Origin of the sequence: Citrobacter sp. 50677481 (genome assembly GCF_001463265.1) — a bacterium.
GTDB lineage: Bacteria > Pseudomonadota > Gammaproteobacteria > Enterobacterales > Enterobacteriaceae > Citrobacter_A > Citrobacter_A sedlakii.
The window spans coordinates 138607-162861 of record NZ_LNHZ01000001.1; the positions used below are offsets into that span (position 1 = coordinate 138607).

Below are 24255 nucleotides of genomic sequence, written 5' to 3' on the forward strand. Positions count from 1 at the left end.
TATGTCTTTATCTAAAGATAATATATGGAAATTATTGGCGCCTCTTATCGTCATGGGCGTCATGTTTCTTATCCCTGTTCCGGACGGTATGCCCCCTCAGGCATGGCACTACTTCGCCGTCTTCGTGGCGATGATTGTCGGGATGATCCTGGAGCCTATTCCGGCTACCGCGATCAGCTTTATTGCCGTCACTATCTGCGTCATTGGCAGCCATTACCTGCTGTTTGATGCCACAGAACTGGCCGATCCTTCCTTTAACGCCGGCAAACAGGCGCTGAAATGGGGGCTGGCGGGCTTCTCCAGTACCACCGTCTGGCTGGTGTTCGGCGCGTTTATCTTCGCGCTGGGCTACGAAGTGACCGGCCTCGGTCGCCGGATCGCGCTGTTCCTGGTGAAGTTCATGGGTAAACGCACCCTGACCCTGGGCTATGCGATTGTCATCATCGACATCCTGCTGGCGCCGTTTACGCCGTCCAATACCGCCCGTACCGGCGGCACCGTGTTCCCGGTGATCAAAAACCTGCCGCCGCTGTTTAAATCGTTCCCGAACGATCCGTCAGCGCGTCATATTGGCGGCTATTTGATGTGGATGATGGTGATCAGTACCAGCCTGAGCTCCTCTATGTTTGTCACCGGCGCGGCGCCAAACGTGCTGGGTCTGGAGTTCGTGAGTAAAATCGCGGGCGTGCAGATCAGCTGGTTGCAGTGGTTCCTCGGCTTCCTGCCAGTCGGCATCATTTTGCTGATCGTTGCGCCATGGCTCTCTTACGTACTGTACAAGCCGGAAGTGACGCACAGTGCGGAAGTTGCTGCCTGGGCGGGCGATGAACTGAAAACCATGGGCCGTCTGACCCGCAAAGAGTGGACGCTGATCGGCCTGGTTCTGCTGAGCTTAGGCCTGTGGGTGTTTGGCGGTGAGCTGATTGACGCCACCGCGGTCGGTCTGCTGGCGGTATCGCTGATGCTGGCGCTGCACGTAGTGCCGTGGAAAGATATCACCAAATATAATAGCGCGTGGAACACCCTGGTTAACCTCGCCACCCTGGTGGTGATGGCAAACGGCCTGACCCGCTCTGGCTTCATCGACTGGTTTGCTAACACCATGAGCGCGCATCTGGAAGGCTTCTCGCCTAATGCGACAGTCATTGTGCTGGTACTGGTGTTCTATTTTGCCCACTACCTGTTTGCCAGTCTGTCGGCGCACACTGCCACCATGCTGCCCGTGATCCTGGCGATTGGTAAAGGTATTCCAGGCGTTCCTATGGAGCAGCTGTGTCTTCTGCTGGTGCTGTCCATCGGTATCATGGGCTGCCTGACCCCGTATGCAACGGGCCCTGGCGTCATCATCTACGGCTGTGGCTACGTGAAATCTAAAGATTACTGGCGTCTTGGCGCAATCTTCGGGGTGATTTACATCGCGATGCTGCTGCTGGTTGGCTGGCCGATACTGGCTATGTGGAACTGATTTTTCCACGCGAGAAAACGGAATAACCCCACCGCCCGCCCGGTAATCATACCCGGCGGGCTTTTTTATGGTTAAATAGAGACTATTCAGTTTTTATATAAGTCCCACGCTCACCATGAAACCAATCTGGCAAAAATCTGTTCTTCTGGCTGCAACCCTGCTTCCTTTTTCATCGGCGTTCGCCGAACCGCTTCAGGCAAAACAGTATGGCGATTTTGATCGCTACGTGCTGGCGCTCTCCTGGCAAACCGGATTTTGCCAGAGCCAGCATGAGCGCAACCGCCATGAACCTGACGAGTGCCGCCTGCAAAAAGAGACCGCCAATAAGGCTGATTTCCTGACGGTACACGGTTTATGGCCAGGGTTGCCAAAGTCCGTTGCCTCGCGCGGGGTGGATGAACGGCGCTGGATGCGGTTTGGCTGCGCCACGCGTCCAATCCCTAACCTGCCGGAAGCGCGCGCCAGCCGCAAATGCGCGGCGCCGGAAACCGGCCTGTCGCTGGAAAGCGCCGCCAAACTGAGCGAAGTGATGCCGGGCGCCGGTGGACGCTCCTGCCTTGAGCGCTATGAGTACGCCAAACACGGCGCCTGCTTCGGCTTTGATCCGGATGCTTACTTCGGCACAATGGTGCGTCTGAATAAAGAGATCAAAAGCAGCGAGCTGGGAACCTTCCTCGCCGACCATTATGGTCAACGTGTCAGCCGCAGCGCGTTCGACGCGGCGTTTGCCAGACGCTGGGGTAAAGAAAATAGCAAAGCAGTGAAGCTAAGCTGTCAGGGTAATCCTGCGTATTTAACCGAAATCCAGTTTTCACTGAAAGCCAGTGCCATCAACGCGCCGCTGACGGCAGACTCTTTCGCCCCGCAACCGCATCCGGGAAACTGCGGCAAAGACTTTATTCTCGACAAGGTGGGGTATTAGCCGAGAATTCCGTGAAGCCGTAAGCAACCAGGTAATTGCCTGAATGTGAGCTAAATCACTTCAAAGTGCACGGAAGTCTCAGTATCATCAGGAGAGTTAAACCCTCGCCGCCTGACGGTGAGGGTTTTCTTTTGGGAATCTATACCTGCGGCAAAACGCAGTACTGACGACATGGAGTAAAAATGTCCAGACCAACTATCATCATTAACGACCTTGACGCAGAACGCATCGATCGCCTGCTGGAGCAGCCCGCGTATGCTGACTTACCCATTGCTGACGCGTTAAATGCCGAGCTGGATCGTGCCCAGATGTGTTCGCCAGAAACCATGCCGCCTGACGTCGTCACCATGAACAGTCGGGTGAAATTCCGCGATCTGAGCAATGGCGAAATTCGCGTGCGCACGCTGGTTTATCCTGCGGCAATGACCGACAGTAATACCCAGCTTTCGGTGATGGCGCCGGTGGGCGCGGCGCTGCTTGGCCTGCGCGTCGGCGACAGCATTCACTGGGAACTGCCGGGCGGCGCCTCCACGCACCTTGAAGTGCTCGAACTGGAATACCAGCCAGAAGCCGCAGGCGACTATTTGCGTTAATCCCTCATCTGCATAAGCGATTTTCCGCTTTACCCAGAGGATGCCCTGCATCCTCTTTCCGAAAATCATCCCTTCTTCCTGGTTCATCCTTTCACCGCCCGATCCATACTTAGAGCCGGTTTCAGTCGGCGTCTTTATCGCCGCCAGTTTGCGCACTGCCCGGTTCCAAAGGGCAAATGAAATAGCCTGACAGGACAGGCTATTAATCGGTTTCACCGGCAGGTACAGTCATGAACGAGACTTTTGCGATACTGCTGGGGTTTTTCGTGATGGCGGCAATCGTCATCGCAGCAGTTCTGTATCTGGAAAAGCGCTGGTAAGGGTCAGATAACGCCGCCTGGCATCGCATTCACCAGCCCTTTCACCGTTTTCTGCGCCGACTCTGCACTTTGCGCGCCCGGCACCAGGATGACTTTTCGGCACTCTTCCTGACGTTTTTCGAAGATCTCATACCCGCGAGCTGCGTCTTCAAACGGCATATAGTGAGTGACGATTTCTTCCGGCTTGAGCAGTCCTTTTTCCACTAAGGGCAGCAGCTCGCCCAGCCAGGCATGGACGTGAGTTTGCCCCATTTTAAAGCTCAGCCCTTTATCAAACGCATCGCCAAACAAGAAGCCGTGGATGAATCCGGCGTAAACGCCCGGCACGCTGACAATCCCGCCACGCCTTACCGCAGCAATACACTGGCGCAATGCTTTCCCGCTGCTGCCCTCGAGCTTCAGGTTGGTCAGCAGCGTTTCCGTGGCGCTGCCTTTGGCTTCAAACCCCACGGCGTCAATCACCGCATCCACGCCGCGATGCCCCGCGGTTTGCTCAATAATCAGCTCCGCCGCATCGTTATGATCGTCAAAATTAATCGGGATCGCGCCGTAACGCGCTTCGGCGAAACGCAGTCGGTAGGGATGGTGATCGACGATAAAAATTTGCTCGGCGCCCAGTAGCCGCGCGCAGGCGATGGTCAGTAGCCCGACGGGGCCAGCGCCAAAGACCGCCACGCTCGAGCCTTTCTGGATTTGCGCATTCTTCGCCGCCTGCCAGGCGGTAGGCAGGATATCCGACAGAAACAGCGCTTTGTCGTCAGACAGCAAAGGCGGAACCTTAAACGGCCCGACGTTGCCTTTCGGTACGCGAACATACTCCGCCTGTCCGCCCGGCACGCCGCCGTAAAGGTGGCTGTAGCCAAACAGCGCGGCCGGCGGCGGGATCTGTTTTTTATTCAGCGCCGCGCCCTTGCCGGCGTTGGTGTTTTCACAGGCGGCATATTGCTGCAAACGGCAAAAAAAACAGTCGCCGCAGGCGATCACAAAAGGGATCACGACCCGTTCGCCCTTCTTCAGGGTCTTTACGTCGCGACCGGTCTCAACCACTTCTCCCATGAACTCATGGCCAAAAATATCGCCATGCTTAACCTGAGGTATCTTCCCGCGATACAGGTGGAGATCGGAACCGCAGATGGCGGTCGCGGTAATTCGCAGGATGATATCGTCAGGTTGCTCAATAATGGGATCGGGAACATTTTCAACCTGAACATGATGCGGACCGTGGTACGTCAGTGCTTTCATATAACCTCCGGTACAGGGTTTTAAAATCGGCGCATCTCTAAAGGGTAGCCATCAGCGGGGAAAAGCCGTCACGCAGCGCGCCTTTGGGATTATTCCTGGCTGCACGCGCGGGGCATTTTCGCTAAAGAAACAGGACGAAGTGAAAAAGTGCCAGACAAAGAGCAGAAAGGAATATTATTATATGCTTGAATGATTTGAGTATTCATTAACAGGGAGAAACGGGTATGTATAAGACGATCATTATGCCGGTTGATGTTTTTGAAATGGAGCTAAGCGACAAGGCGATCCGCCACGCTGAGTTTCTGGCGCAGCAGGATGGCGTGATTCATTTGTTACATGTATTGCCAGGCTCTGCCAGCCTGAGCCTGCATCGTTTTGCCGCCGACGTTCGTCGCTTCGAAGAGCATCTGCAGCACGAAGCCGAGACCCGACTGCAGACCATGGTCGGGCACTTCAGCATTGATCCGTCACGTATTAAACAGCACGTCCGCTTCGGCAGCGTCCGCGATGTGGTCAATGAGCTGGGTGAAGAACTGGATGCGGATGTGGTGGTGATTGGTTCACGTAACCCGTCGATCACCACGCACCTGCTGGGATCTAACGCTTCCAGCGTCGTGCGCCATGCAACGCTGCCGGTGCTGGTCGTACGTTAGACTCACCGCTTCATAAACGATAAAGCCCTGCCTTTCGGCAGGGCTTTCTTATTGCAGGTATCGTCTTACTTTCTTTTTATGCCGTTTTCGTGCGGATCAGGTAGTCAAAGGAACTCAGTGACGCTTTTGCCCCTTCGCCGGTCGCGATGATGATCTGCTTGTACGGCACCGTGGTGCAGTCGCCGGCAGCGAACACGCCTTTCACGTTTGTTTCGCATTTCGCATCGATGATGATTTCACCCATACGGTTACGCTCGATGGCGCCTTCCAGCCAGTTGGTGTTCGGCAGCAGACCAATCTGCACGAAAATCCCCGCCAGCTCAACGCTGTGAACATCACCGCTGACGCGGTCGCGGTATTCCAGACCAACCACTTTCGAACCGTCACCTTTTACTTCCGTGGTCTGCGCGTTCAGAATAATGTCGACATTTTTCAGGCTGCGGACTTTATCCTGCAACACCTGGTCTGCCTTCATTTCAGGCGCAAACTCAAGCAACGTAACATGTTCAACGATGCCCGCGAGGTCAATCGCCGCTTCAACGCCGGAGTTACCGCCGCCAATCACCGCGACGCGCTTGCCTTTAAACAGCGGGCCGTCACAGTGCGGGCAGTAAGTGACGCCTTTAGTGCGATACTGATCTTCACCCGGCACATTCATGTTGCGCCATTTCGCACCCGTCGCAATGATGATACTGCGCGCTTTCAGCACCGCGCCAGACGCCGTTTCGATCTGGTGTAACCCGCCTTCAACGGCTGCCGGAACCAGTTTGCTGGCGCTCTGACTGTCGATCACATCAACATCGTAATCGCTGACGTGCGCCTTCAGCGCGCCCGCCAGTTTCTGGCCTTCGGTTTTCGGTACGGAGATGTAGTTTTCAATGTCTACCGTGTCGAGCACCTGACCACCGAAACGTTCGCCCATCAGGCCGGTACGAATACCTTTACGCGCGGAATAAACCGCTGCTGCCGCGCCCGCCGGGCCGGAGCCGACAATCAACACATCGTAAGCGTCGCGCTTGTTCAGTTCTTCGGCTGCGCGTTTTTCTGCGCCGGTATCCACTTTAGCGACGATTTCCGCCAGCGTCATACGCCCCTGACCGAACTCTTTACCATTAACAAAGACCGCCGGTACGCCCATCACGTTGCGATCGGTGATCTCGTTCTGGAAGGTGCCGCCGTCAATCGCCGTGTGCTTAATACGCGGGTTCAGCACCGCCATCAGGTTCAGCGCCTGCACCACGTCCGGGCAGTTATGGCAGGAAAGCGAATAATAGGTTTCGAATTCAAACTCGCCGTCGATATCGCGGATCTGCTCCAGCAGAGACTGCGTTTCCTTCGACGGATGGCCGCCAGTCCACAGCAGCGCCAGTACCAGAGAAGTAAATTCGTGGCCCAGCGGAGAACCTGCGAAACGAGGTCCCTGGTCAGAACCTGGGTTGGTAATCAGGAAAGACGGCTTACGCACCGGCAGACTGTTCTCTTCTTTGAACGTCACCTTCGGCGACAGTTCGGCGATTTCAGCCAGTAGTTCCCTGATTTCTGCCGATTTAGCGCTGTCATCCAGCGTGGCAATCAGCTCAACAGGTTTAGTGAGTTTCTCAAGGTAAGCCTTGAGCTGGGTTTTCATATTTGTGTCGAGCATCATTCTTCCCTCTCTGAAAACATCATCATGCAAGCTGCCTTAAACGGGCCGCCTGAATGCAACTTGCGTCATGGTGCTGGAATGAAATGGGCGCAGGCGCGCCCATGACTGAAACAATTTCCAAAGTATTTCGCGTCACAGCAAGGCGGCTAGCCTGAGAATCCCCGGAGCTTACGGAAGTCAGTGACCGGGGTGAACAGGCGACGCCAACGCAGCTATGGCGGAAAAGACGACGGAAATTTAGATTTTACCCACCAGGTCCAGGGATGGAGCCAGCGTCGCTTCGCCTTCTTTCCATTTCGCCGGGCACACTTCGCCTGGGTGAGCAGCAACGTACTGGGCAGCTTTGATTTTGCGCAGCAGGTCAGATGCGTCACGGCCGATACCTTCAGCGGTAACTTCGATCGCCTGGATGATACCCTGCGGGTCAACAACAAACGTCGCGCGGTCTGCCAGACCTTCGTCTTCACGCATGTTGTCGAAGTTACGGGTCAGGGCGCCAGTCGGGTCACCGATCATCGCATATTTGATTTTCGCGATGGTTTCAGAGCTGCTGTGCCATGCTTTGTGGGTGAAGTGGGTGTCAGTAGACACAGAGTAAACGTCTACGCCCAGCTTCTGCAGTTCTTCATAATGGTCTGCAACGTCACCCAGTTCAGTCGGGCATACGAAGGTAAAGTCAGCCGGGTAGAAGAAGAACACGCTCCAGCGGCCTTCGGTATCTTTTTCGGTAACTTCGATGAATTCACCGTTTTTGAACGCCTGGTTTTTAAAAGGTTTAATTTTAGTGTTAATCAAGGACATCTGTACTTCCTCCGTGTTTTCGTTGAGTTGTAAGGTAACGAAAAATGACTGACAGGGCTAATGCGTTTCCTTTATCAAATCAATAAGCGTTAGCTAACAACCTTCTCTCACCAACGTGGTGAACCTGAACAATCCAACGTAAAAAGGGCCACCTTCGCAGGCGGCCCCGTTACCTGAACTACCCGTAGGTAACTTCAGCGCCAGTGAAACTGGCTAAGTGTTGCGCTCTACATTACCTTAACAAAGGCTGTAACAGCGAAAAGGATTACAACACCCTGCCGGGAAAAGGGCAATCATTCCCTCCGAGATGTTGCCTATGGCTGTGATAGGTTTGCCCATCATGCTCGTAACGCATTAGATTTATAAGGAATAAAAATGTTTAAACGCACGCTTCTGCTCACCCTGCTGCCCTTTCTCGCTCATGGCGAAGAGCTTCCGGCGCCGGTTAAAGCCATCGAAAAACAAGGCATTACTATCATCAAGTCTTTCGACGCGCCGGGGGGGATGAAAGGGTATCTGGGAAAATACCAGGACATGGGGGTGACTATCTACCTGACGCCGGACGGAAAACAGGCGATTTCGGGTTATATGTACAATGAAAAAGGCGACAACCTGAGCAATCAACTGATCGAGAAAGAGATTTATGCCCCGGCTGGCCGGGAAATCTGGCAGCGGATGGAAAAAGCCACGTGGCTGCTGGATGGCAAAAAAGATGCGCCGGTGGTGCTGTACGTCTTTGCCGATCCCTTCTGCCCGTACTGTAAACAGTTCTGGCAGCAGGCCCGCCCGTGGGTGGAATCCGGAAAAGTGCAGCTACGTACTTTGCTTGTCGGGGTCATTAAGCCGGAAAGCCCGGCGACCGCCGCCGCCATTCTGGCGGAAAAAGATCCGGCTAAAGTCTGGCATGACTATGAAGCCTCGGGGGGCAAAATGCCACTTAACGTGCCGGCCTCCGTCCCGCCTGAACAAATGAAGATCCTGAATATGCATCAAAAAATTATGGACGATCTGGGCGCAAATGTGACGCCTGCTATCTATTATATGAATAAGGACAATGTGCTGCAGCAGGTCGTCGGTTTACCTGATAACGCGCAACTGGAAACCATGATGAAAAGTCATTAACATTTTGTGGGGTGATTAAAATTAAATTGACCATAATCGCCCTCAATACTTCTTAATTTCTTCACCAAAAAAAATTTAATGTGTTATTTTAGCCATACTAAATGTACCTTTAAGTTTACATCCTTAAATTTTCATCAGTGACAACACCTGATATATACATGCAATTGATAATTTCATCTTAGAAATGGAAACAGGAAAAAAACATGGCTAACCTTTACGATCTCAAAAAATTCGACCTTAACCTGTTGGTTATTTTTGAATGTATTTACCAGCATCTCAGCATCAGTAAGGCGGCTGAAACGCTTTACATCACACCCTCAGCGGTGAGCCAGTCGCTACAGCGGTTGCGGACGCAGTTAAACGATCCGTTATTTATCCGTGCTGGTAAAGGCATTACCCCCACAACAATGGGGATTAACTTGCATCACCACCTGGAAAATAATCTGAACAGTCTTGAACAGACGATAAATATCATGCATGAGACAGAAATCAGGAAAAGATTTATAATTTATGGCCCCCAACTCCTTATTTCTGAAAGTATTATGGATTTAATAAAGAAAGTTCGTCAGAATACGAACATAGAAATTGAACACCATGATATTCTCACCAGCAAAGAGTCGGCTGAAGATTTGTTAGCTTATCGAAAAGCTGATCTGGTCATTTCTTTATATCCAGTGAATAATCGTTCAGTTATTTGCAAGCCTTTTAATCCTGTAGATTGTATTCTGGTATGCAGCAAAGATCATCCTCGCATTAATGAACACTCCTCCCTGGAGGACATTTTAGAAGAACAATTCACGCTGTTTCTCCATGATGATCCAGGTGTGAAAGAATATCAACTACATCCCGAGAATATTATTAAGGGGAGAAAAATTGGTTTTCGTAGCCAGTCGCTAATTGCTATTGCAAACGTTATTTCTTCAACGGACATTATTGGTTTTATACCCAGAGTCATATTCGATTTCTATCAACCATTATTACAATTCAAACGAATCAATTATCCATTTGCGATCCCACCTGTTCAGCTTTATTACTTATACAACCGTTCCTCCATGAATAATAAGATGTTTTCGGAGATGATTTCACGGATGAATAATGACGGTTAAGATTTTGAGCGCTAAGCATTTGTTATATAAATACTTAGCGCCAACACATTCATAATAAATATGAATTTTGCACAATCCCTCAAACGGCCTATCGTATATAATTACTTATTGTATTATATTAATGATATTACCGTTCAGGGATAGGCTTTATATGTCTGTTTATAAGATTCCTTTAGATCAAAACGTTCTTGAAGCCGCAGAAGAACGAATATCATGGACCCTTGAGAATCTTCCACGCGTCTGTGTCTCATTTTCAGGCGGGAAAGACTCCGGGCTCATGCTGCATTTAACTGCACAGCTTGCACGCAAGTTAAACAAAAAAATTAGTATACTGTTTATTGACTGGGAGGCGCAGTTTTCCTGCACCATCGACTATATTGACGCACTGCGCCAGACATATTCCGACGTCATTGAGCATTTCTATTGGGTGGCGTTGCCCCTGACAACGCAAAATTCACTCTCACAATTCCAGCCAGAATGGCAATGCTGGGAACCCAATACCCGCTGGGTGCGCCAGCCGCCGCCGGATGCGATTACCGACCCGGGCTATTTTTCCTTCTATCAGTCCGGGATGACGTTTGAACAATTCGTACGCGAATTCGCCGACTGGTTTTCTAATAAACGCCCGGCCGCCATGATGGTCGGTATTCGTGCAGATGAGTCTTATAACCGTTTTGTCGCCATCGCCAGCCTGAGTAAGCAACGTTTTGCCGATGATAAACCCTGGACCACCGCCGCGCCGGGCGGACACACCTGGTATATCTACCCGATATATGACTGGAAAACCGCGGATATCTGGACCTGGTTCGCACAAACAAAACTGCCCTGCAATCCGCTTTATAACCTGATGTATCAGGCTGGCGTTCCGGCTCGCTATATGCGCATTTGCGAACCGTTTGGCCCTGAACAACGCCAGGGGCTGTGGCTGTACCATGTTATTGAACCTGAAAGATGGGCGCTTATGTGCGAACGCGTCAGCGGCGTCAGAAGCGGCGGAATATACGCCGGACAAAACAATCATTTTTACGGGCATCGGAAGATCCTCAAGCCCGACCATTTAAGCTGGCAGCAGTACGCCATGCTGCTCTTGCAAAGTATGCCGGAGAAAACGGCAGAGCATTACCGAAACAAAATTGCCGTCTATTTGCAGTGGTATAAGAAAAAAGGCGACGGGGAGATCCCGGAAACCCAGGCGGGTGATATTGGCGCGAAAGACATTCCGTCCTGGCGGCGCATCTGTAAGGTTTTACTGAATAATGATTACTGGTGTCGGGCGCTCTCTTTCAGTCCGACGAAGCCAAAGAGTTACCAACGTTACAGCGATCGCATGAAAGCAAAACGTAAAGAGTGGGGAATTTTATGCAACAACGACTAACACAGGAACTCACGCACTTTCTTTCTGCGTTGTCCGAAGAAGAGCGCATTAAAGCCATCAACGAATTCAGAATGGCCATTCATCGCGTCAGCCCGTTTCGCGACCAACCGGTAGACTGCGTTTTATGGATCAAAAACGAGCATATCGCGCCCAATGATTACAACCCCAATACCGTCGCGCCACCGGAAAAGAAACTGCTGCTGAAATCCATTGAAGAGGATGGTTTCACCCAACCCATTGTGGTGTCTCAGGCCAGTGAAGAAGAGTATGAAATTGTCGATGGCTTTCACCGTCACGAGCTGGGCAAAGGCCGGGCGGCGCTAAAAACGCGGCTGAAAGGGTATTTACCCATTACCTGCCTGGAAGGCGAACGCCACGATCGGATGGCGGCCACCATTCGCCATAACCGGGCAAGGGGACGGCATCAGATCCACGCGATGTCAGAAATTGTCCGCGAACTGGCGTTACTGGGCTGGGATGACGCTAAAATAGGCAAAGAGCTGGGCATGGACGACGATGAAGTGCTGCGCCTGAAACAGATCAACGTTCTGCAGGAGCTGTTCGCCAATCGTCGATTCTCGAAGGCCTGGACGGTGAAATAAGCAGAACGACTGATGCTCAGTATCCTACAAGGCGCAGGAAGTCACAGCCCCAGCCACAGAAATCAGGATGAGCATCAGCAGCAGCGCGCGCCGCCCTTCCCGCCGTATCGCGCATCCTGACGCTCGCGGAAAAACTCTTCATAGGTCATAGGTGTCTGCTCAGGATGCGTCACCCGCATATGCTCAACATAGTTGTCATAATCCGGTACGCCAATCATCAGCTTCGCCGCCTGGCCCAGATATTTACCGGCTTTCGAAAGCGTATCAAACATCATTCCCCCTTAACAGAAACACCCTCCCCCGGTGCGGGAGAGGGTGATGCATAACTTAGTGCGCGCCTTTCGCCTGCGCGACGATCTCATCCACGTTTTCCGGCATCGGCTCGTACGGCGTTTCTTTCGCCGTCGGCGTGTCCACCTTCAGCGCCGCCAGCGCGGTCTTGATGGAGAACAGCGCCAGCACCACAACCACCACCATAAAGAAGATCGTCAACCCGGCATCCAGACGGTTATTAAATACCAACTGCGCCAGCTGCGATTCGGTGTACTGCGCCGGAATATTGCCGCTGTCGATCATCGCCTGGAACTTATTGGCGATCGCCAGGAAGCCCACTTTCGCATCCGGACTGAAGGCTTTCTGCCAGCCGGCGGTCAGAGTACAAATCAGCAGCCACGCGGTAGGCACCAGCGCCACCCATGCATAACGCTGGCGCTTCATCTTGAACAACACCACCGCACAAAGCATCAGCGCCATGCCCGCCAGCATCTGGTTGGCGATACCAAATAGCGGCCACAGGGTGTTAATGCCGCCGAGCGGGTCGACGACCCCCTGATGCAGGAAGTAACCCCAGGCCAGCACGCACAGCGCCGTCGCCAGCAGGTTAGCGGGCAGCGAATCGGTACGTTTCAGCCCCGGCGAGATCACGCCCAGCAGATCCTGCAACATAAAGCGTGCAGCGCGCGTCCCGGCGTCCACCGCGGTGAGAATAAACAGCGCTTCAAACAGAATCGCGAAGTGATACCAGAAGGCGACATCCATCATCCCGCCCAGCGCACCGTGGAGAATGTACGCCATCCCCACCGCCAGCGTCGGGGCGCCGCCCGCACGGGAAATGATCGACTGCTCGCCGACCTCGTTCGCGATCTGGTTCAGCGTATCCGGCGTAATCACAAAGCCCCAACTACTGACCACCTGCGCGGCAGACGCTACCACGTCCGTAGTTCCGGCTGGAGCCAGAACCGCCATCGGGCTGTTCATTGCGAAGTAGACGCCCGGATCAATGATGCAGGCGGAAACCAGCGCCATGATGGCCACAAAGGATTCCATCAGCATCCCACCATAGCCGATAAAGCAGGCCTGTCCTTCATTCGCCAACATCTTCGGCGTGGTGCCCGAGGAGATCAGCGCATGGAACCCGGACACCGCGCCGCAGGCAATGGTAATAAACAGGAACGGGAACAGGTTACCGGTCCAGACTGGCCCCGTACCGTCGACAAATTTGGTCAGCGCAGGCATGGTCAGGGTTGGGCGCATGATCAAAATCCCTACCGCCAGGCCAACAATGGTGCCGATCTTCAGGAAGGTGGAGAGATAATCACGCGGCGCCAGCAGCAGCCACACCGGCAGCACCGCCGCCACGAAGCCGTACCCCACCAGCATCCAGGTCAACTGTACGCCGGTAAAGTCAAAGTATGGCGCCCAGGTTGGGCTTTCCGCGACCCAGCCGCCGGAGATAATGGCAAACACCAGGAATACCAGCCCAATCACCGACACTTCGCCAATGCGTCCCGGACGGAGATAGCGCAGATAAATCCCCATGAAGATAGCCAGCGGAATGGTGAACGCCACGGTATACGTCCCCCACGGGCTGTGAGTCAGCGCTTTCACCACAATCATCGCCAGCACCGCGAGGATGATCACCATGATCATAAAACAGGCCACCAGCGCAATGACCCCGGCGGTCGGCCCCATCTCCTCTTTCACCAGTTCGCCGAGCGAACGCCCGTCGCGCCGGGTCGAGACAAACAGCACCATAAAGTCCTGCACCGCCCCGGCGAGTACCACCCCGGCCAGCAGCCAGATCATTCCCGGTAGATAACCCATCTGCGCCGCCAGCACCGGCCCCACCAGCGGCCCTGCCCCGGCAATTGCCGCAAAATGGTGACCGAACAGCACTTTTTTGTCGGTCGGCACATAGTCCAGCCCGTCGTTATGACGCACGGCGGGCGTCATGCGCGTCGGGTCAACCGCCAGCACATTTTTGGCAATGTACAGGCCGTAAAAACGGTAGGCAATGAGATAGACGCAGACCGACGCCACCACGATCCATAGCGCGTTGATCTGTTCCCCACGGTTTAATGCAATGTAGCCCAGAGCGAACGCCCCCATAACCGAGAGCACTGTCCAGACGAGGTATTTCCCTGATTTATTCATGGTTGTTATCCGTTTGCATGTTCCAGAGAAGTGAGATGTTACATTTTGTTTCTATAACATCTTTTCCAGTTTTAACAACCTGACAACCTAATAAACCTGAACCATCACCTGATATTTACATTGCATTGTTAAGCGGATCACTATCCGCAGGAAAACCGCACAAAATGTGAAACTTTTTTTACAGCTCACAATTTTTGTTTCCTCACCGTTGTAGCCGCCAATGAAATGATTTGAATCATCTTTTTAATTGCTTACATCGTCAGAATAAGTGGGCTAAACGCATATCTACAAGGAGAAGGAAATGAGTAGTACAGAGGTAAAGGAGCAAAGAACAGGACCCGGCGCGTATTTCGCCCTGGCGTTTGCCGCCGTCTTTTTTTCCGGGTTATTGGGTGGAAAAGAGTGGTATGGGGTCTTTGACTTCACCACGCTCAACGGCGCGTTCGGACGCGTCGTGAGCGGCGTGAGTCAGCAAGGCGACGCGATCACCACCACCACCAGCGCCTTTCGCGGCGTGGGGGGGAACGGCGCGATGGACGGCTTTTTATTTGCATTGGGCCTCATTCCGGCGGTGATGTTCGCCCTCGGCATGATCAACGTACTGGAGCATTATGGCGCGTTGCGCGCCGCGCGCCGCCTGTTAACGCCCTTGCTGCGCCCGCTGCTGGGGATCCCTGGCAACACCGGACTGGCGATGATCGGCAGCCTGCAAAGCACTGACGTAGGAGCGTCACTGACCCGCAATTTGTCCGATGAAGGACAGATTACGGAAAAAGAGAAAGATATCTTCGCGATGTTCCAGTTTTCCGCCGGCGCAATGATCACCAACTTCTTCTCCTCCGGCGCGATCCTGTTCACGCTGATGGCGATGGACGGTACGCCCGCGGTCCCAACGTCTATCGGCGTTTGCATCATGGTGATGTTCGTGATGAAAATTTTCGGCGCCAACCTGATGCGCCTGATCCTGACGTTCAGCGGGAAAAAAGCCCCTGCCGTCACCGCGGAAAAAGGAGAAGCCTGATGAGCGCCCAAAATGCTAAACCGGTTATTACCGATGTCTTCGTTGAAGGCGCGCGTAAAGGCTGGAACATCGCCACCAGCAGCACATTGCCCAATGTCGTGATGGCCTTCATTATCATCAAGGCGCTGGAGATCACCGGCGCGCTGAAAGGCATGGGCATGATCTTCGCTCCGCTGATGGGGCTGTTTGGTTTACCCGGCGAAGCCGCCGCCGTGCTGATCGGCGGCTGGATGTCGATGGGCGGCGGCATTGGCGTCGCTATCGGTTTGTTCGATAAGGGGATCATCAGCGGCGAACATCTGGCGATCCTCGCCCCGGCTATCTATCTGATGGGCTCGCAGGTGCAATATCTGGGCCGTATCCTCGGGGTGATTGGCACCCAGGCCAAACGCATTCCGCTGATGATCGTTATTTCGATCGTCAACGCCTTTATCGCGATGCTGCTGATGCGCATCATTCTCTGAATTAAGGACGATGTATGGATCTTGAAACGTATTTTGCCGAACTGGAAACCCTGGTCAACGTGGACTGCGGCACCGCCACCCTTGAAGGTGTCGCGCAGGTTGCCGGCATCATCCGCCAGCTCTGGCAGCAGGAGGGCTGGCACGTCGAGTCCGTCGATCTGGGCGACAAGGTCGGTCCCGGCCTGTTTGTCACCAATAAACCGGGCGCCGAAAAATTCGACGTGCTGATGGTCGGGCATATGGACACCGTTTTCCCGGCTGGCACCGTGGCCGAACGCCCGATGAGCCGCGATGAAAACCGACTGTATGGTCCTGGCGTCTCTGACATGAAAAGCGGCCTGCTGAACATCCTCTGGGCAATGCGCACGCTGGCGCCGGAACATCGCGAACGCCTGAGCATCGCGGTCGCCATGAATCCCGATGAAGAAACCGGCAGCGTCTATTCTCACGAATGGATTGGCGAACTGGCGAAAAAATCACGCTGCGTGCTGGTCTGCGAAGCAGCGCGCGCCGACGGCTCGCTGGTGAAGGCGCGTAAGGGAATGGCAGGTTATCACCTGACCTTCACCGGCGTTGCCGCCCATGCAGGTAACGAACCGGAAAAAGGACGCTCGGCGATTACCGCTCTGGCGAACAGTATTGTCGCGATCAATGCCCTCGCCGACAGCCGCGCCGGAACGACGCTTAACGTAGGGGTCATTCGCGGCGGCAGCGCTGCTAACGTGGTGCCGGACAGCGCCTTTGCCGAACTCGACGTACGCTTCTGGCAAAACGACGAAGATGCCCGCGTCCATCAGGCGTTGCAGGAGATGTGCGAGCGCGGCTTCCTTGACGGAGTCACCACCACGCTCGTTCAGGTCAATCACAAACCGGCGATGGCGGCAAGTGAAGCGACGGGCGAGCTGATGGTCCTCGTGGAGCAGGCGGGTAAAGAAGAAGGTATTGCGATTACCTGGCAGGCCGTCGGTGGAGGCAGCGACGCCAACCATACCGCCGCGTTAGGCATTCCGACGCTGGACGGTCTTGGTCCGGTAGGGGCGGGTTTCCACAGCCCGGCAGAATGGCTGGATATCGCCTCGATCGCGCCGCGGATCCGCTTATTACGCCGCATCGTGTCGCAGTTGTAAGCGTCAACCCCTCTCTGCACAGGGAGGGGTATTTATCTTAACCGAGCACCGCGGTTCCCAGCCGGCAAGTGCAGCAACGCCGCCCTTGCTCATCAAACACCACAATCTCCCAGCTTTGACTTTGGCGCCCCAGGTGCAGCGGCTGACAGACGCCGCGTACTTTTCCCTGAGAGACCGGACGATGATGGGTGGCATTCAGCTCGGTCCCCACTACGCACTGACCGTCCCGGGTCATCAGATAGCCCGCCATCGAGCCCAGCGTCTCCGCCAGTGCCGCTGACGCGCCGCCGTGCAGCAGGCCAAACGGCTGATGAGTGCGGGCATCGACTGGCATTTCCGCTTCCAGCACCTCATCGCCCAGGCGGGTGTAGAGGATCCCCAGATGCGCCACCATCGTGTTCTGGCTGGTGGCATTCAGTTCATCCAGCGTTAAGTGACGTTTCCAGATCATCGTTATGCTCCCAGCGTCGAACCGCCGTCCACCACGATGTCCTGCAGCGTGATATGGCTCGCCAGATCGGAAGCAAGGAACAAAATGGTATTAGCGATCTCCTGCGGACGAGCGATTTTGCCCAGCGGAATACCGAGCTTAAACTGCTCGCCAAAGCCGCGAATGCGCTGTTGTTCAGCATCGTCGCTAATCCATAACGTGCGCTGCATATCGGTATCAGTGGAGCCAGGCGACACCACGTTACAGCGCACACCGTTACCCGACAGCTCCAGCCCAACGGTCAGCGCCAGGCTTTTCAGCGCCGCTTTTGACGCGCCGTAGGCGCTCATGCCGATACGCGGGGTGTGCGCGGCGTCGGACGCCACGGTGACAATCGCTCCCCCCTGCTGGCGGCGAAACTGCGCCATCGTCTGTTGAAAAAGATTAAACGCCCCACCGACGTTGACGGCAAAGGTTTGCTGCCAGTCGTCGGCGCTCAGCGCATCGGTGGCCCCCATACGCAGGATCCCGGCGGCGTTCACCAGCACGTCCAGTCGTTCGGTTTGCGCCAGTAAACGCTGGCACACCTCGGCCACTTGCCCTGCATTCGCCACGTCCAGCGTTTCGGTGACGAACGGGTAGTCGTCCAGCGCGAATTCACGGTCGAAACCGGTGACCTGTGCGCCCGCTTTCGTAAACGCCAGCGCGGTCGTGTAACCAATGCCCTTACCGGCGCCGGTAATCCACACCGTTTTGCCCTGAAAGTCAAACCCGGCCATTACTTCACCTCGCGTGAAAGCAGTGTCCACCAGGCGTCAATCGTCGGATTTTTCGCCAGCATCACGAAGTCGATATCGCCATGTACTTTGCGCCAGCGCGCCGCCAGCGCCATCATCCGCACCGAATCCAGACCGTAATCAATGAGGTTCTCATCATCCATCGGCGTATCGGACTCATCCAGCAGCGGCAGGATCAGGGCGCGCAGCGCATCTTTGCTGGCTGGGACTGGCGCGGGCAGCAGATCCTGCGTCATCACCACCCGGCCGGAACGTCCTGCGACGTACTTCAGCGACATCAGGTGCTCTTCGCGACTAAAGTCCGCCAGCGCGTCCGCCACCATAAACGGCTTGATGTCACGCATAAAGGCGTCGGTGGCGGTGGTCATGCAGCCGATATGCGCGTACACGCCGGTGATAATCAACTGGTTACGCCCCGTCTCTTTCAGCATTTGTTCAAGCGGTGAACGGTGAAACGCGCTGTATCGCCATTTCACCAGCACCGTGTCAGCCTCATCCGGCGTCAACAGATCCACCACCTTTTGCTGCTCCGGTGAACGGGTCAGGCCCGGCCCCCACATATCATTGAGCAACGCGCGGTCTTCATCGCTCTGCTCTTTCGGCTGGGCGGTGTAATAGACCGGAATGTGATGTGCTTTACAGTATTCCCGCAGGGCGGCGATATTGGCGATAACCTGCGCCATCATCGGGCAGTTTTCCCCCCAGAAGCTGACAAAGTAATCCTGCATATCGTGAATCAACAGCGCCGCGCGCTCGGGTTCAAAGGCCCAGTTCACCTTGTTGGTCGGAATATCCTGCGCGCCCGGCAGCGCGTATGCCTGTAATTTTGGGATTGCCATTGCGTGTTCTCCTTCAGGCCGTGCGCGTAGCCAGCCACTGACGTAATTGTTTTTTATCGACTTTACCGACCGGCGTCAGAGGCAGCGCCTCGACGGTCTCTACACGGTCCGGCAGCTTAAATTCCGCGACGCCCTGCTCGCGCAGGAATCGACGCACCTGGACGGCGCGCAGGGGTTCTTTCACCACCAGATACGCACAGCTTTTCTCGCCCATTAGCTCATCTTCCATGCTGACCAGCGCCGCATGGATCACCGCCGGATGGCGCAGCAACAGGTTTTCGATCTCTTCTGCGGCGATCTTCTCACCGCCGCGGTTGATCTGATCTTTTTCACGTCCCTGAACGGTGATGTATCCGTCTTTATCGATGGAAATCAGGTCGCCCGAACAGTAAAACCCGTTGGCGTCAAATGCGCTGGCGTTGTGCTCAGGGCTTTTAAAGTAGCCGCGGAAGGTATACGGACCGCGGGTCATCAGCCGTCCGGTCTCGCCCTGCGGCAGCGGATTACCGTCGGCGTCCGCTACCCACACTTCATCATCCGGACACATCGGACGTCCCTGGGTGTTGATGATTCGCTCCGGGCTGTCGTCAAGGCGGGTGTAATTCACCAGCCCTTCCGCCATGCCAAACACCTGCTGGAGCTGACAGCCGATCTCCGCCGGAATACGGGCCGCCAGCGACGCGGACAGACGCGCGCCGCCCACCTGCAACAGTTGCAGCGAGGCCAACTGCGCGTTGCTGCCCCATTCGTTAATTGCCTGAAGCCACAGGCTGACCGCAGGCGGCACCAGCGCCGTGGCGTTAATCTGGTGTTTTTCGATCAGCGGAAAGCACAGCGTGGCGCTCGGATCATCCGCCAGCACCACGGTTCCCCCGGCGAGAAACACGCCCAGCGACCCCGGCGAACTCATCGCATAATTGTGCGCCGCCGGAATCGCGCATAAAAAACGCGTCTGCGCGGTGAAGCGGCAGATTTCGTTGCTGCGGCACACGCTGTAGTAGTAGTCATTATGGGTTCGCGGGATCAGCTTCGGCGTCCCGGTGGTACCACCGGAAAGCTGAAAATAAGCCACCTCGTCGGCAGGGGACGGCGTGGCGGTAAACGCCTCCGCCGGGGTGTCAATCGCTGCCTGCAGGCAATGTTCGCCGTGGTCATTAAGCAGATGCACCACGCGAATAGTGTTGTGCTCCGCCACAAAGGTATTCAGGAAATCATCGCCCGCAAACAGCGCGTGTTGGCGGTCAGCAATCAGCAGCGCGGGTTCTATCTGCTTCGCGTAAGCGTTCAGTTCGGTACGCTGATGGCTGAACAGGGCGAGGACCGGCGCCACGCCCAGCTCCAGCAGGGCAAAGAAAGTGATATACAGTTCGGCCACGTTGCCCAGTTGCACCAGCGCGGTTTCGCCCGGCTTGATGCCCTGACGGCGTAAACTGCTGGCGAGATTCGCCGCCGCCTGATTCAACTGGCGATAGCTCAAATGGCGCTCGCCGTCGATCACCGCCGTACTGTCGTTTTGCGCATGGCGGGTCAGAATGTCCGTCAGCGGCAAATCCAGCCAGTACCCTTTTTCACGGTAACGCCGGGCAAACTCGTCAGGCCACCGGGTGAAAGGAATGCTCATCATCGCTCCTTAATGCAATCCAAAAACGTTCAACATGGTGGAGAGCTTGACGCCAGTTTCACGCCATTCCCCCACCGGCGAAGAGGCCGGGACAATTCCTGCGCCCGCAAACAGGCGAACCTGGTTTTTATGCAGCTTCGCACAGCGGATCGTCACCACCCACTCACCGTTTCCGTCGGCGTCGCACCAGCCGACAATGCCGCCAAACAGGTCACGGTCGAACGGTTCCAGTTCAGCGATAAGCTCAATCGCCGCCTGATGCGGGAAGCCGCTCAGCGCCGGCGTCGGATGCAGCAGGCACGCCAACGTCAGGGCGTTTTCTCCGGCGTTCGCCTTACCTTCAAACGGCGTGCCGAGGTGCCACAGCGTCGGGGTGGTAATCAACTGCGGCGAAGACGGCAGGTGCAGTTCACTGCTGCGATCGCGCAGAACGGTTTTCATCGCCTGGGTCACCAGATCGTGTTCATGGCGATCCTTCTCGGATGCCAGCAGACGGTTACCCGCCTCCCTGTCCAGCACGTCATCCGGCTGGCGACGGGCGGAACCGGCTAACGGCAGCGAACTGAAGCGCTCGCCCTCTTTGCGCAGCAGCAGCTCCGGACTGGCGCCGAGCAGCACCCCGCCGTCCTCCAGCGGGACATGGAAGTTGTAACTAACTGGGTTTTGCGCCACCAGACGTTCAAGCAGCGCGCCGCTGTCGATCTCCGCGTCGGCGGTGATATCAATCAGGCGCGACAGCACAACCTTATCAACCTCCGGCGTGGCGGTAAGCGCAGCGGCTCGCGCCACCATACTTTCAAAGGTGTCCTGCTCCGGGATCGCCCTGCGTTCGGTCACATTCAGCGACTGATGACCGGTAAAATAACGCGAGGCCTGCTGTTTTTCCTGTCGCGAGAACGTTTCCCAGGCATCCGGGATAAACAACGCGGAAGGCTGACGGGTATCAAACGGAATAGCGCCGACCATTATCGGGTTAGCGAGGCCCTGCGCTTTGGCATCGGCGAACAGATTATGTAATTTTTGTTGGAAAGGACTGTCTGGCGAATCGCCGTTGACGGCAGGTTCATTGAAACGGGCGAAGCATCCTGACGTCGTAAAACTGCGGTACGGCGACATAAAGAAAAAGCGATCGGGCGCAAGTGTTGCCATGGTCTGCTGTACTTCCTCGGCCAGTGACGTATCCATATCATCCTCCAAAATGATAAAGGTTTTAATAATGATTATCATTTATATTTTCGGGCGCTAACCTAAAAGCAAACAGGCAGTATGTCAACTCCTGGGGTAGCACAATGTGCGACTAAGGCTTGCATCCCTTATCCTTAATAATGAAAATGAGAAGCATTAATCACTCAGTACAGGAACCGATTAGTGAGACTGTCTTCTCTCCCCACCCTGCTTATTACGCTTGCCGTTTTCGGATTCTCCTCAGCCCAGGCCGCTGACTGGCCGCGCCAGGTCACGGACAGCCGCGGAAGCCACACGCTGGAGCGCAAACCCGAACGCATCGTTTCCACCAGCGTCACGCTCACCGGTTCGCTGTTGGCGATTGACGCCCCGGTCATTGCCAGTGGTGCCACCACCCCGAACAACCGTGTGGCGGACAGTCAGGGCTTTCTGCGCCAGTGGAGCGACGTGGCGAAAGCACGCAAACTGACGCGACTGTACATTGGCGAGCCGAGCGCAGAAGCCGTCGCGGCGCAGATGCCTGACCTGATTTTGATCAGCGCCACCGGCGGCGACTCGGCGCTGGCGCTGTACGATCAGCTGTCAACCATCGCCCCGACGCTTATCATCAACTACGACGATAAAAGCTGGCAGACGCTGCTGACCCAGCTAGGCGCGATCACCGGCCAGGAAAAACAGGCCGCCGCGCGCATTGCCGAGTTCGATAAGAAGCTGGCGAGCGTGAAACAGCAGTTAACCCTGCCACCGCAGCCGGTGAGCGCGCTGGTTTACACCGCCGCCGCCCACACCGCCAACCTGTGGACTCCGGACTCGGCACAGGGCAAGATGCTGGAACAGCTTGGCTTTACGCTGGCGACACTGCCTGCCGGGTTACAGGCCAGCCAGAGCCAGGGCAAACGTCACGACATCATCCAGCTTGGCGGAGAAAATCTCGCCGCCGGGCTGAATGGCCAGGCGCTGTTCCTGTTTGCCGGTGACGAAAAGGACGAGAAAGCGATTTATGCCAACCCGCTGCTGGCGCACCTGCCTGCGGTTCAGAACAAACGCGTTTATGCGATGGGCACCGAATCCTTCCGTCTGGACTATTACAGCGCAATGCGGGTTTTAGACCGCCTCGCCGACCTGTTTTAACGTGTTATTGTGCCTGACGGCGCGTCGCGACTCAGGCACTGGCTGGCTGCTGGCGAAACCGCCGCAGCTCGCTTAACAACAGCATCAACAGTACGCCAATCATCACCAGACCAAACCCGCTGACGCTGGCCGACGCCACGGGCGTCATCACAGCGCCCAGTCCGCCTAATAAGGCCGCGCCAATGGCGTCCCCGGTCACGTTCTGCGCGGTCCACAAACCGTTAATCCGTCCTAACATCTGTTCCGGCGTCTGGGTTTGCAGCAGGGTGTACTGCAACAGCGAACTTATTGCGCTCAGCCAGCCAAACAGCGCCAGGCAGACAACGCCCAGCGCCCAGATGGGCATCAGGGCGAACAGACCGATCGCCAGAAACGATCCCACGGTAGAAAGCAGCATAATCCACCCCGGCCGCACGCTGTGCGCCAGCTGTCCGCTGGTCAACGCGCCAACCGCCGCGCCGAGCGGAATGGCGGCGTACAATAAGCCAATCTGTGCCGCTGACATCTGCCAGCCGATCGCCAACGCCGGATACAGCACGCGCACGGCGCTGGCCATTGTCAGCAATCCGCCGAGCAGCGCGATCCCCCCGATTAGCGGGCTGGCAAGCAAAAAGCGAAATGCCGCGAGCAGCGACGTCAACGGATGCTCACGCGGCTGCGGCGGAGGCGGCAGAGCGGGTAAACTCAGCAACGGCAACAAAGTTATAAATGTTCCGGCCGCCGCCAGCCCGTAGTTCCATGCCACGCCGCCAGAGGCAAGAAGCAGCCCGCCGAGCATCGGCGAAATCACCGAGCCCAGACGTACGGTCAGCATAGTGATCGCCCCGGCCTGCATCAGGTTTTCGCGCCCGACCAGCGCAGGCGTTGCCGCCAGCAATGCGGTCACGCCGAGCGAGGCAAAGAAACCGTCCCACAAACCGAGCAGATAAATCGCCATCAGTGACGGCTCCGGCAGCATCGCATTCAGGCACAGGCCGATAAAGCCAATGCCGCAGGTGCCGCGCGCCAGCAGGATCACTTTTTTCCGCTCGTAGCGGTCCGCCAGCACGCCGCCAACCATCAGCCCGATAAACATCGCGCTGCCGGTCAACGTCACCGAAAGACCGACCTGCCAGGTGGAGTGAGTCATCATCTGGATCTGCACAGGTACCGCCACGCCGAGCAACCCCAGCGAGACGATCGAGATAAAACGGGCGAGGAAGACCGCGCGAAAAGCAGGATGCGTCCTCAACAGACTGAGGTTGAGGAGCCAGGATTGTCGATTCATTACAAAACCTTGATGGGTACTTTTATTATCAATTCCGTGGCTGCACATGGTAACATATTCAAATAAGATCGATAACGATAATTACTATCATTAT

24 protein-coding genes are annotated in these 24255 nt (G+C 55.5%); 13 read left to right on the forward strand and 11 right to left on the reverse strand.

Annotation, left to right across the window (positions count from 1 at the left end):
• The first annotated feature begins 1 nt into the window (after window position 1).
• The 4 genes from citT (at window position 2) to yldA (ending at window position 3300) form a co-directional block, all read left to right on the forward strand.
• Window positions 2-1465, forward strand: a complete 1464-nt coding sequence (gene citT, locus APU02_RS00695) for a citrate/succinate antiporter CitT (RefSeq protein WP_060568919.1) — start codon at window positions 2-4, stop codon at window positions 1463-1465.
• Between the two features lie 115 nt (window positions 1466-1580).
• On the forward strand, window positions 1581-2387 hold the full coding sequence (gene rna, locus APU02_RS00700) for a ribonuclease I (protein ID WP_042285565.1): 807 nt from the start codon (window positions 1581-1583) through the stop codon (window positions 2385-2387).
• A 182-nt stretch (window positions 2388-2569) separates the two neighbouring features.
• Window positions 2570-2980 (forward strand): nucleoside diphosphate kinase regulator, encoded by a 411-nt coding sequence (gene rnk, locus APU02_RS00705; RefSeq protein WP_060568920.1) that lies wholly within the window; start codon window positions 2570-2572, stop codon window positions 2978-2980.
• 230 nt (window positions 2981-3210) lie between these two features.
• Entirely contained in the window at window positions 3211-3300 is a 90-nt protein-coding gene (yldA, locus tag APU02_RS27085) for a small membrane protein YldA (protein WP_275477531.1), read from the forward strand.
• 3 nt (window positions 3301-3303) lie between these two features.
• Here the strand turns inward: yldA and APU02_RS00710 are convergent, their stop codons facing one another.
• Window positions 3304-4542 (reverse strand): zinc-dependent alcohol dehydrogenase, encoded by a 1239-nt coding sequence (locus tag APU02_RS00710; RefSeq protein WP_060568921.1) that lies wholly within the window; start codon window positions 4540-4542, stop codon window positions 3304-3306.
• Window positions 4543-4766: 224 nt separating this feature from the next.
• On the opposite strand from APU02_RS00710, the gene uspG reads away from it, so the two are divergent.
• Window positions 4767-5195, forward strand: coding sequence for a universal stress protein UspG (uspG, locus tag APU02_RS00715; protein ID WP_042285573.1), 429 nt, complete (start codon window positions 4767-4769; stop codon window positions 5193-5195).
• 76 nt (window positions 5196-5271) lie between these two features.
• Here the strand turns inward: uspG and ahpF are convergent, their stop codons facing one another.
• Window positions 5272-6837, reverse strand: coding sequence for an alkyl hydroperoxide reductase subunit F (ahpF, locus tag APU02_RS00720; RefSeq protein WP_042286200.1), 1566 nt, complete (start codon window positions 6835-6837; stop codon window positions 5272-5274).
• Between the two features lie 240 nt (window positions 6838-7077).
• Window positions 7078-7641 (reverse strand): alkyl hydroperoxide reductase subunit C, encoded by a 564-nt coding sequence (ahpC, locus tag APU02_RS00725; RefSeq protein ID WP_000052802.1) that lies wholly within the window; start codon window positions 7639-7641, stop codon window positions 7078-7080.
• A gap of 375 nt (window positions 7642-8016) precedes the next feature.
• Between ahpC and dsbG the strand changes: the two genes are divergently transcribed.
• From dsbG to APU02_RS00745, 4 genes are all read left to right on the forward strand, one after another.
• Window positions 8017-8763 carry a thiol:disulfide interchange protein DsbG gene (gene dsbG, locus APU02_RS00730; protein WP_060568922.1) on the forward strand — a complete coding sequence of 249 codons (747 nt, stop codon included), beginning with the start codon at window positions 8017-8019 and terminating at the stop codon, window positions 8761-8763.
• A 203-nt stretch (window positions 8764-8966) separates the two neighbouring features.
• Window positions 8967-9869 (forward strand): LysR family transcriptional regulator, encoded by a 903-nt coding sequence (locus tag APU02_RS00735; protein WP_060568923.1) that lies wholly within the window; start codon window positions 8967-8969, stop codon window positions 9867-9869.
• Between the two features lie 151 nt (window positions 9870-10020).
• Complete coding sequence (locus tag APU02_RS00740) at window positions 10021-11244, forward strand: phosphoadenosine phosphosulfate reductase (protein WP_042285585.1); 1224 nt, start codon at window positions 10021-10023, stop codon at window positions 11242-11244.
• The gene (locus APU02_RS00745; RefSeq protein WP_060568924.1) at window positions 11229-11846 is read left to right on the forward strand and encodes a ParB/RepB/Spo0J family partition protein; all 618 of its coding nucleotides are present in this window, start codon (window positions 11229-11231) and stop codon (window positions 11844-11846) included. The genes APU02_RS00740 and APU02_RS00745 overlap by 16 nt, the downstream gene beginning before the upstream one ends.
• 74 nt (window positions 11847-11920) lie before the next feature.
• Here the strand turns inward: APU02_RS00745 and APU02_RS00750 are convergent, their stop codons facing one another.
• Both APU02_RS00750 and cstA read right to left on the reverse strand, forming a co-directional pair.
• Window positions 11921-12118, reverse strand: a complete 198-nt coding sequence (locus APU02_RS00750; RefSeq protein ID WP_042285592.1) for a YbdD/YjiX family protein — start codon at window positions 12116-12118, stop codon at window positions 11921-11923.
• A gap of 55 nt (window positions 12119-12173) precedes the next feature.
• Window positions 12174-14279, reverse strand: a complete 2106-nt coding sequence (gene cstA / locus APU02_RS00755; protein WP_060568925.1) for a pyruvate/proton symporter CstA — start codon at window positions 14277-14279, stop codon at window positions 12174-12176.
• 301 nt (window positions 14280-14580) lie between these two features.
• Here cstA and APU02_RS00760 point away from each other — a divergent pair, with 301 nt between their 5' ends.
• Genes APU02_RS00760 through APU02_RS00770 form a run of 3 tightly spaced genes read left to right on the forward strand, consistent with a single transcriptional unit; the run spans window position 14581 to window position 16891 of the window.
• Entirely contained in the window at window positions 14581-15300 is a 720-nt protein-coding gene (locus tag APU02_RS00760) for a nucleoside recognition domain-containing protein (RefSeq protein WP_042285602.1), read from the forward strand.
• Window positions 15300-15764, forward strand: a complete 465-nt coding sequence (locus APU02_RS00765; protein WP_060568926.1) for a YjiG family protein — start codon at window positions 15300-15302, stop codon at window positions 15762-15764. Before APU02_RS00760 ends, APU02_RS00765 begins: the two co-directional genes overlap by 1 nt.
• A gap of 14 nt (window positions 15765-15778) precedes the next feature.
• Window positions 15779-16891 carry a M20 family metallopeptidase gene (locus APU02_RS00770; protein WP_060568927.1) on the forward strand — a complete coding sequence of 371 codons (1113 nt, stop codon included), beginning with the start codon at window positions 15779-15781 and terminating at the stop codon, window positions 16889-16891.
• A 37-nt stretch (window positions 16892-16928) separates the two neighbouring features.
• Here the strand turns inward: APU02_RS00770 and entH are convergent, their stop codons facing one another.
• From entH to entC, 5 genes are read right to left on the reverse strand one after another with little or no spacing between them, the layout of a single operon-like run.
• Window positions 16929-17342 carry a proofreading thioesterase EntH gene (gene entH, locus APU02_RS00775; protein WP_060568928.1) on the reverse strand — a complete coding sequence of 138 codons (414 nt, stop codon included), beginning with the start codon at window positions 17340-17342 and terminating at the stop codon, window positions 16929-16931.
• 2 nt (window positions 17343-17344) lie between these two features.
• Window positions 17345-18100, reverse strand: coding sequence for a 2,3-dihydro-2,3-dihydroxybenzoate dehydrogenase EntA (gene entA, locus APU02_RS00780; RefSeq protein WP_060568929.1), 756 nt, complete (start codon window positions 18098-18100; stop codon window positions 17345-17347).
• Complete coding sequence (locus tag APU02_RS00785) at window positions 18100-18957, reverse strand: isochorismatase (protein WP_042285616.1); 858 nt, start codon at window positions 18955-18957, stop codon at window positions 18100-18102. Before APU02_RS00785 ends, entA begins: the two co-directional genes overlap by 1 nt.
• Before the next feature lie 13 nt (window positions 18958-18970).
• A complete protein-coding gene (gene entE, locus APU02_RS00790; protein ID WP_060568930.1) occupies window positions 18971-20578 on the reverse strand; it encodes a (2,3-dihydroxybenzoyl)adenylate synthase EntE in 1608 nt (535 codons plus the stop codon).
• 9 nt (window positions 20579-20587) lie between these two features.
• Window positions 20588-21763: an isochorismate synthase EntC gene (entC, locus tag APU02_RS00795; RefSeq protein ID WP_060569120.1), complete on the reverse strand. Its 1176-nt coding sequence runs from the start codon at window positions 21761-21763 to the stop codon at window positions 20588-20590.
• 189 nt (window positions 21764-21952) lie between these two features.
• Between entC and fepB the strand changes: the two genes are divergently transcribed.
• Window positions 21953-22894: a Fe2+-enterobactin ABC transporter substrate-binding protein gene (gene fepB / locus APU02_RS00800; protein ID WP_233459115.1), complete on the forward strand. Its 942-nt coding sequence runs from the start codon at window positions 21953-21955 to the stop codon at window positions 22892-22894.
• A gap of 31 nt (window positions 22895-22925) precedes the next feature.
• Here the strand turns inward: fepB and entS are convergent, their stop codons facing one another.
• Complete coding sequence (gene entS, locus APU02_RS00805) at window positions 22926-24161, reverse strand: enterobactin transporter EntS (protein ID WP_042285620.1); 1236 nt, start codon at window positions 24159-24161, stop codon at window positions 22926-22928.
• Window positions 24162-24255 lie beyond the last annotated feature (94 nt).

Bases quoted from the DNA above. Each gene is read 5' to 3' on its own strand.
- APU02_RS00760 (WP_042285602.1), top strand. From the start codon at position 14,581: ATGAGTAGTACAGAGGTAAAGGAGCAAAGAACAGGACCCGGCGCGTAT.
- APU02_RS00785 (WP_042285616.1), bottom strand. From the start codon at position 18,957: ATGGCAATCCCAAAATTACAGGCATACGCGCTGCCGGGCGCGCAGGAT.
- entC (WP_060569120.1), bottom strand. From the start codon at position 21,763: ATGGATACGTCACTGGCCGAGGAAGTACAGCAGACCATGGCAACACTT.
- entH (WP_060568928.1), bottom strand. From the start codon at position 17,342: ATGATCTGGAAACGTCACTTAACGCTGGATGAACTGAATGCCACCAGC.
- ahpF (WP_042286200.1), bottom strand. From the start codon at position 6,837: ATGCTCGACACAAATATGAAAACCCAGCTCAAGGCTTACCTTGAGAAA.
- entE (WP_060568930.1), bottom strand. From the start codon at position 20,578: ATGAGCATTCCTTTCACCCGGTGGCCTGACGAGTTTGCCCGGCGTTAC.
- uspG (WP_042285573.1), top strand. From the start codon at position 4,767: ATGTATAAGACGATCATTATGCCGGTTGATGTTTTTGAAATGGAGCTA.
- citT (WP_060568919.1), top strand. From the start codon at position 2: ATGTCTTTATCTAAAGATAATATATGGAAATTATTGGCGCCTCTTATC.
- ahpC (WP_000052802.1), bottom strand. From the start codon at position 7,641: ATGTCCTTGATTAACACTAAAATTAAACCTTTTAAAAACCAGGCGTTC.
- yldA (WP_275477531.1), top strand. From the start codon at position 3,211: ATGAACGAGACTTTTGCGATACTGCTGGGGTTTTTCGTGATGGCGGCA.
- APU02_RS00765 (WP_060568926.1), top strand. From the start codon at position 15,300: ATGAGCGCCCAAAATGCTAAACCGGTTATTACCGATGTCTTCGTTGAA.
- APU02_RS00745 (WP_060568924.1), top strand. From the start codon at position 11,229: ATGCAACAACGACTAACACAGGAACTCACGCACTTTCTTTCTGCGTTG.
- rna (WP_042285565.1), top strand. From the start codon at position 1,581: ATGAAACCAATCTGGCAAAAATCTGTTCTTCTGGCTGCAACCCTGCTT.
- APU02_RS00735 (WP_060568923.1), top strand. From the start codon at position 8,967: ATGGCTAACCTTTACGATCTCAAAAAATTCGACCTTAACCTGTTGGTT.
- cstA (WP_060568925.1), bottom strand. From the start codon at position 14,279: ATGAATAAATCAGGGAAATACCTCGTCTGGACAGTGCTCTCGGTTATG.
- APU02_RS00710 (WP_060568921.1), bottom strand. From the start codon at position 4,542: ATGAAAGCACTGACGTACCACGGTCCGCATCATGTTCAGGTTGAAAAT.
- dsbG (WP_060568922.1), top strand. From the start codon at position 8,017: ATGTTTAAACGCACGCTTCTGCTCACCCTGCTGCCCTTTCTCGCTCAT.
- entS (WP_042285620.1), bottom strand. From the start codon at position 24,161: ATGAATCGACAATCCTGGCTCCTCAACCTCAGTCTGTTGAGGACGCAT.
- APU02_RS00770 (WP_060568927.1), top strand. From the start codon at position 15,779: ATGGATCTTGAAACGTATTTTGCCGAACTGGAAACCCTGGTCAACGTG.
- APU02_RS00750 (WP_042285592.1), bottom strand. From the start codon at position 12,118: ATGTTTGATACGCTTTCGAAAGCCGGTAAATATCTGGGCCAGGCGGCG.
- entA (WP_060568929.1), bottom strand. From the start codon at position 18,100: ATGGCCGGGTTTGACTTTCAGGGCAAAACGGTGTGGATTACCGGCGCC.
- APU02_RS00740 (WP_042285585.1), top strand. From the start codon at position 10,021: ATGTCTGTTTATAAGATTCCTTTAGATCAAAACGTTCTTGAAGCCGCA.
- rnk (WP_060568920.1), top strand. From the start codon at position 2,570: ATGTCCAGACCAACTATCATCATTAACGACCTTGACGCAGAACGCATC.